The organism is Deinococcus rhizophilus, assembly GCF_030271215.1.
In the GTDB taxonomy this organism is placed as follows: Bacteria; Deinococcota; Deinococci; order Deinococcales; family Deinococcaceae; genus Deinococcus; species Deinococcus rhizophilus.
Map to the genome: position 1 here is coordinate 1 of NZ_JASNGB010000187.1, position 5,817 is coordinate 5,817.

Consider the following 5,817-nt stretch of genomic DNA (forward strand, 5'->3'; position numbering starts at 1 on the left):
GCCACGATCAGGGCCACGAGGGCGGCGGTGCCCGCGTGCCGGACGGGCGCGGTGCCCAGCCAGGTGCCCAGGGCCAGCAGCAGGGCCAGCCGGTCCCAGGCGAGCACCAGCGGGCCGAGCTGCAGGGCGTCCGGCGTGAGGTTCACCGGGTGATGGGGAGGCCCGCCGCCTCCCAGGCGAGCATGCCGCCGTCCACGTTGTAGAGGTTGCGGTGGCCCCCGTCCGAGAGGACCCGGCTGGCCTGGGCGCTGCGGCTGCCGCTGCGGCAGATNGGCTGGCCTGGGCGCTGCGGCTGCCGCTGCGGCAGATCACGTAGACCTCGCGGTCTTGCGGCACCTCGTTCAGACGGGCGGGCAGGTCCTGAAGGGGCAACAGGACCGCGCCCGGCACGTGCCCCTGCGCGTACTCGGCGGGCGTGCGGACATCGAGGACGAACTCGCCCGCTTGCTGGGCCGTGCGCAGGTCCTGCACGCTCACGGTGGTGTAGCCCTCCGGCGCGGCAGGGGCGCAGGCGCCGAGCAGGGCGAGGGTGGCGAGAAGGAAAGCGGGACGAACAGGTGGGACCATGGCGACCTCCAGGGGCGGGGGAATTCAGGTTCGGGAAGGCGTGCCCTGACGCACCAGCAAGACCGGCACCGGCGCGTCATGGACGACCCGGTCGGCCACGCTGCCCAGCAGCAGGTGGGCCAGGCCCTCGCGCCCGTGCGTGGCCATCACGATCAGGTCTGCCCCCAGTTCCCCCGCTTCTTCCAGGATCGCGTGGGGCACGTCACGTCCACGGGCCGGACGTTGCAGCGGGGTCAGCCGGGTGCCGTCGGCATCCAGGAGGCCTTCCTCCAGGGCGCGTTCCCCCACCCGCGTCCACTCCTGCTCGATGTCCTCGGCCGTCACGCTCAGGTCGTTGCCGCTGCCCAGTTCCCGGTGGGCGTCTGGGATGATGTGCAGCAGGGTCAGCCGCGCACCCAGGGCGCGGGTGAGGGCGGCAGCATGGTGGACGGCGGCATGGTCGATGTCGGTGCCGTCCGTGGTCACGAGGATGTGCCTGTACATGGGGGCTCCTTCAGTGAGGGAGGCGGTCTTTGAACGCGCCGTAGAGGTAGGTGCCCAGCAGGGCGAAGGCGAGGACGAGCAGCATGGGCCAGATGCCCGCTCCGAGCAGGGTGAAGATCGGTCCCGGGCAGACCCCAGCCAGGCCCCAGCCCACCCCGAAGGTCAGGCCGCCCAGCACGTAGCGCCGCCAGCCCTTTTCCTTGGGCGTCACGCTGATGGCCTGCCCCTCACGGCTGCGGCCCACGAACCGCCGCAGCAGCGCCGTCGTGACCATCCCGGTCAGCACCGCCGAGCCGATCAGCCCGAACATGTGGAAGGACTCGAAGCGGAACATCTCCTGAATGCGGTACCAGCTCGCCGCCTCCGACTTGACGAGGACCACGCCGAAATACAGCCCCGCCAGCAGGTAGGCGAGCAGGCCAGTCGCCGCGCGGGTGGTGGAGGCAGGGGCGGTGTGGACGCCGGGAATCTTGGTCGTGGTCACCGAATCACCGCCATGAAGAGAGGGAGCAGGAAGTTCGCGCTGAGGATGCCGCCGCCGAAGAACGAGATGGTGGCGATCAGGGAAGGGCCTTGCAGGGTGCTCAGGCCGGTGATCGCGTGCCCGGAGGTGCAGCCGCCGCCGTAGCGGGTGCCGAAGCCCACCAGCAGGCCCGAGAAGGCCAGCAGCAACCACACGCCGGGGTTAGACAGATCGGTCAGCTCGGCGGGCACCAGACCGGGGCGCACCGTCACGCCCAGGTCCTGCACCGACTGCACTGCCGCCGCGCTCAGCCGGGTGGGTTCGGGGTTGGCGAGCAGCCCACCCGCCACGAGGCCGCCCAGCAGCAGCCCGCCCGCGAACATCAGGTTCCAGCGCTCCTTTTTCCAGTCGTAGCGGAAGAAGCCGGGCTTGGCCGACTCGGGCAGCAGGATGGCGCAGGCGTGGCGCAGATTGGACGAGATGCCAAACGACTTGTTGCCCAGCCACAGCAGCAGCGGCACCGTCAGGCCGATCAGGGGACCGCCCACATACCAGGGCCAGGGCGAACGGAGGAAGTCGAGCAGGTCAGTCATGGATACCTCGGGGGGGTCAGGGAGGGAGGGGAAACGTCAGGGGCGGTGTGCGGCCTGCGCCGCTGGGGGCGCGAGCACCTTCGGTATATTCGTCGCCAGCACATACAGGCCCATCACAACCAGGAAGCCCGCGAAGCCTTTTCTGAGACTTTCGTTGGACACCTTCTTCCCGACCCGCGCCCCCAGAAAGCTGCCCAGGATGCCGATGACCGTGAAGATGGCGATCAGGTCCCAGTGCATGCTGAGGTTCTGCTCGGCGAGCACCTGGGTGTATTTGAAAAAGCCCGCGAAGCTCTTGGCCGCGATGATCAGCAGGCTGGTCCCCACCGCGAGGCTCATGGGGAGGCCTCCCAGCAGCACGAGGGCCGGGATGATCAGGAAGCCCCCGCCCACGCCCACCAGCCCGGTCAGGACGCCGACGCCCAGCCCCTCGGCGCCGATCTTGAGGGGCGAGCGCGTGTGGGCCGCCTGACCCTCTGCCCCAGTGTTCGCGGGCCGAAACATCATCACGGCGGCGAGCAGCATCACCACGGCGAAGAGCAGCAGTTGCACCACGCCGCTGAGATACACGCTCAGGGCCGCGCCCAGGAAGGTGCCGACGACGCCGGGCACGCCGAACCAGAGCACCGAGCGCCAGTCGATCTGCCGCCCCAGCGCGTAGGGAATCGCCCCCAACAGGCTGATGCCGCCCACGATGGCGAGCGACTCGGCAATCGCCAGCTTCTCCGGCTCGCCGACGAGGTAGACGAGCACCGGCACGGTCAGGATCGACCCGCCCGACCCCAGCAGGCCGAGGCTCAGCCCGATCAGGGCGGCACCGATCCAGGCGAAGATCATGGCTGCTCGCCGCCCTTCACTTCGCGGCCCTCACGTATCCAGGCAGCGGTGCCCCCGGAGAGGTTCATCAGCCCGGTCTGGCCCTGGGACGCGAGGTAGGCGGCGGCCTGGGAGGAGCGGTTGCCGCTCGCGCAGATCAGGACGGTGTTCGGCCCGATCTCGCCTTCGCGCCCGGCGAGTTCGCTCAGGGGCAGGTTGGTGGCACCGGGAATGTGTCCCTGGGTGTACTCGCTGCGCTCGCGCACGTCCACGAGGCGGGCGCCCTCGCGCTTCTTGCCCTCAAGTTCGGTGGTGAAGATGTCCTGGTAGGTCATGGGAAGGTCACTCCTTTCAGCAGGGGGCGGAGGCGGCCCGGACCTGCGCCGCCTCCGCCGGATGGGGGTCAGGCGTTCTGGCTTTCTTTCTGGCTCTTCGCCCAGGCGTCGTAGCCCCCGGCGAGTTCCAGGACATCGAAGCCCTCGGCCCGCAGCAGGCTGGCGGCGGCGGCGCTGCGGGCACCCCCCTGGCAATGCACGACGATCTCGCGGTCACGCGGCAGGGTGTCCAATTTCCAGGGCAGGCGTCCGGCGTGCAGTTGCCGCGCTCCGGGGATGTGGCCTTCCTCGTACTCGGTCTTCGCCCGCACGTCGAGGATCAGCGCCCCCTCGTGCGAGCCGAGTTCGGTCGCCGGAATGGGCTGGGCGGGGGCCGTCTCCAGGCCATCGGCGCTGGGGATGAAGCCGGTCACGCGGTCCAGGCCCACCATCCACAGCTTGCGGCGCAGGGCCTCGGCGCGGTCGGCGGGGGCCAGCAGGATCAGCTTGCGCTCCGGGGTCAGCAGCCAGCCCGACCACGTCTCCAGCGTGCCGCCGTCGGGGATGTTCACGCTGCCCACGGGGGCGGCGGCCTGGTGGTCCTCTTTCTTGCGGGTGTCGATGAGGCGGGCACCGGCAGCCAGGCGCGCCTTCACGTCGTGGGCACTCAGCTCGGCGAGCGGCTGCACCTCACCCAGCAGGGCGGGGCCGTCGCGGTTTTCCGTCTTCATCCGCCCGTAGTACAGCGGCGCGTCGGGCTGGCCCTCGAGGAGTTCCCGCGTGAAGGCTTCCTCGTCCCCCCCCTCGACGAGCTTGCCCCACCAGCTCAGCGCCCGCTCATAGCCGACCGTGGTGGTGGGCACCGCGCCCAGCGCCTTGCCGCAGGCGCTCCCCGAGCCGTGGCCGGGCCACACCTGCACGTAGTCGGGCAGCGTCAGGAACTTGTCCCGCAGCGAGGCGAACATCTGCCCCGCGCCGACGTAGCGGGTGTCCTGCCCACCGGCGGCCTCGTCGAGCAGGTCCGGGCGGCCCAGATCGCCCACGAACACGAAGTCGCCGGTCAGCATCATGCTCGGCGTGTCCCCACGGGGCGTATCGGTCACGAGGAAGCTCATGTGCTCGGGCGTGTGGCCCGGCGTGTGGACGGCCTGAATGCGGATGTTGCCCACCATGAAGGTGTCGCCGTCGTGCAGCTTGACCTGGTTGCCGCCCTCGTAGGTGTACTGCCAGCCCTCGCCGCCCTCGTCCGAGAGCAGCAGCCGCGCACCCGTCGCCATAGCCAGTTCGCGGCTGCCCGAGAGGTAGTCGGCGTGGATGTGCGTCTCGGTGACGTGGGTGACGCGCAGCTTCTCGGCCTTCGCCTCGCCCAGGTACGGCGAGATGTCGCGGACGGGGTCCACCACCAGGCACTCGCCGGTCTTCTGGCAGCCGATCATGTAGGACGCCTGGGCGAGGTCCGTGTCGTAGAAGCGTTTGAAGAACATGGCCGGATGGTATACCCCCTCCCCCTATCCTGTCAAATACCCGGGGGGGTATACTGGGGGTATGACCGCGACTGTCCCCGTCAGTGACCACCAAGCCGAGAAGACAAAGATCCTCAACCGCCTGCGCCGCCTGGAGGGGCAGATTCGGGGCCTCCAGAAGATGGTGGACGAGGAGAAGGGCTGCGTGGAGGTGATGAGCCTGTATGCCAGCGCGAAAAGTGCGCTGGAAGCCACCGGCGACGTGATTCTGGAAACCTACGTGGAGATGTGCCAGGCCCGCGAGGAGAAGCCCGCCGACCTCGTGCGGCTGCTCAAGCTCGCCCGGTAAGGGAGGCCCGGGCAGACCGGCCAGCAGTCTCCGGGGACCAGCAGCAGGGCCGAGAGCAGCAGCGCAGGCCGGATTCTTCACCTTCCAGGCGTCTCGCTCCCTGATCAGCCGGTGAAGGGCCTCACGGTCAGGTGCCCCGCACAGCCGCCTGAAAGCGGCGGTAGCGTCCCTCCAGTTCCCGGCGATCGGCCTCCTCGGGCGCCCCGCGCAGGGCGGCCCGCAGGGTCAGGGCCGCGTGACGCTGCAGGCTGGCCTGACGCTCCGGGTCGCGCTCCTGCTCGGCCACCGTCGTCAGCACTTCGAGGAGCCGCAGCATCACCGCCGGGTCCCCGGACCCGTTTTGCCGGATCTGGTGAAACATCACGTCGGTCAGGCCGCCGTAGTCGGTGACGGGAATCAGCAGGCGAACCTGACCGCCCCGGGCGTGCTCCCGCCGGGGCATCTCCCGCCCGCTCACCCGGCACAGGGCCGCGCCCAGATGGTCGAGGACGGCGATGGCGGTGAAGGGGTCGTTGATGCCGGGCGACAGCGCCCGCACCGCGATCTCGACGAGTTGCTGGACCGCGAATTCCACGTCCTGGGAGGAGGTGCGGCGCGGCCCGGTGACGAGGGCCGCGCGGACCTGCTTCAGGGCCGCCGGGGCGGTGTGGGCGACCACCATGCCCGGAAAGATGAACTGGCCGGGCCGCACGGTGAGCCGGATCACGGCCCCGTGCCGCCCGGCCAGGCGCAGCAGGCCCGCCACGTCCAGCGCCTGCAGGTAGCCGCC

General features: G+C 70.1%; 9 protein-coding genes and 1 pseudogene. 1 reads left to right on the forward strand and 9 read right to left on the reverse strand.

All coding sequences use genetic code 11. From position 1 onward, the window contains the following. Positions 1-142: 142 nt before the first annotated feature. The 8 genes and pseudogenes from QOL99_RS17885 to QOL99_RS14535 all read right to left on the reverse strand — a co-directional run bounded on the left by QOL99_RS17885 (position 143) and on the right by QOL99_RS14535 (position 4,720). Positions 143-307: a rhodanese-like domain-containing protein gene (locus tag QOL99_RS17885; protein ID WP_407650197.1), complete on the reverse strand. Its 165-nt coding sequence runs from the start codon at positions 305-307 to the stop codon at positions 143-145. 14 nt (positions 308-321) lie between these two features. Continuing rightward, a pseudogene (locus tag QOL99_RS17890) lies at positions 322-567 on the reverse strand (rhodanese-like domain-containing protein); the annotation flags it as partial. Between the two features lie 24 nt (positions 568-591). Beyond that, entirely contained in the window at positions 592-1,050 is a 459-nt protein-coding gene (locus QOL99_RS14510) for a universal stress protein (RefSeq protein ID WP_285524863.1), read from the reverse strand. Positions 1,051-1,060: 10 nt separating this feature from the next. Next, positions 1,061-1,534, reverse strand: a complete 474-nt coding sequence (locus tag QOL99_RS14515) for a DUF6691 family protein (protein ID WP_285524864.1) — start codon at positions 1,532-1,534, stop codon at positions 1,061-1,063. After that, the gene (locus QOL99_RS14520) at positions 1,531-2,106 is read right to left on the reverse strand and encodes a YeeE/YedE family protein (RefSeq protein ID WP_285524865.1); all 576 of its coding nucleotides are present in this window, start codon (positions 2,104-2,106) and stop codon (positions 1,531-1,533) included. The genes QOL99_RS14515 and QOL99_RS14520 overlap by 4 nt, the downstream gene beginning before the upstream one ends. A gap of 36 nt (positions 2,107-2,142) precedes the next feature. Next, entirely contained in the window at positions 2,143-2,943 is an 801-nt protein-coding gene (locus QOL99_RS14525) for a sulfite exporter TauE/SafE family protein (protein WP_285524867.1), read from the reverse strand. Then, positions 2,940-3,257 (reverse strand): rhodanese-like domain-containing protein, encoded by a 318-nt coding sequence (locus tag QOL99_RS14530; protein ID WP_285524869.1) that lies wholly within the window; start codon positions 3,255-3,257, stop codon positions 2,940-2,942. The genes QOL99_RS14525 and QOL99_RS14530 overlap by 4 nt, the downstream gene beginning before the upstream one ends. 68 nt (positions 3,258-3,325) lie before the next feature. Continuing rightward, positions 3,326-4,720, reverse strand: a complete 1,395-nt coding sequence (locus QOL99_RS14535; RefSeq protein ID WP_285524871.1) for an MBL fold metallo-hydrolase — start codon at positions 4,718-4,720, stop codon at positions 3,326-3,328. Between the two features lie 61 nt (positions 4,721-4,781). Between QOL99_RS14535 and QOL99_RS14540 the strand changes: the two genes are divergently transcribed. Further along, the gene (locus tag QOL99_RS14540; protein WP_285524873.1) at positions 4,782-5,048 is read left to right on the forward strand and encodes a metal-sensitive transcriptional regulator; all 267 of its coding nucleotides are present in this window, start codon (positions 4,782-4,784) and stop codon (positions 5,046-5,048) included. Positions 5,049-5,175: 127 nt separating this feature from the next. Here the strand turns inward: QOL99_RS14540 and QOL99_RS14545 are convergent. After that, positions 5,176-5,817: DUF2254 domain-containing protein (locus QOL99_RS14545; RefSeq protein WP_285524875.1), on the reverse strand; the 642-nt coding region annotated here is incomplete at its 5' end.

Excerpts from the sequence above, each read along its gene's own strand:
- QOL99_RS14510 (WP_285524863.1), bottom strand. The coding sequence starts at position 1,050 with ATGTACAGGCACATCCTCGTGACCACGGACGGCACCGACATCGACCAT.
- QOL99_RS14520 (WP_285524865.1), bottom strand. The coding sequence starts at position 2,106 with ATGACTGACCTGCTCGACTTCCTCCGTTCGCCCTGGCCCTGGTATGTG.
- QOL99_RS14525 (WP_285524867.1), bottom strand. The coding sequence starts at position 2,943 with ATGATCTTCGCCTGGATCGGTGCCGCCCTGATCGGGCTGAGCCTCGGC.
- QOL99_RS14530 (WP_285524869.1), bottom strand. The coding sequence starts at position 3,257 with ATGACCTACCAGGACATCTTCACCACCGAACTTGAGGGCAAGAAGCGC.
- QOL99_RS14535 (WP_285524871.1), bottom strand. The coding sequence starts at position 4,720 with ATGTTCTTCAAACGCTTCTACGACACGGACCTCGCCCAGGCGTCCTAC.
- QOL99_RS14540 (WP_285524873.1), top strand. The coding sequence starts at position 4,782 with ATGACCGCGACTGTCCCCGTCAGTGACCACCAAGCCGAGAAGACAAAG.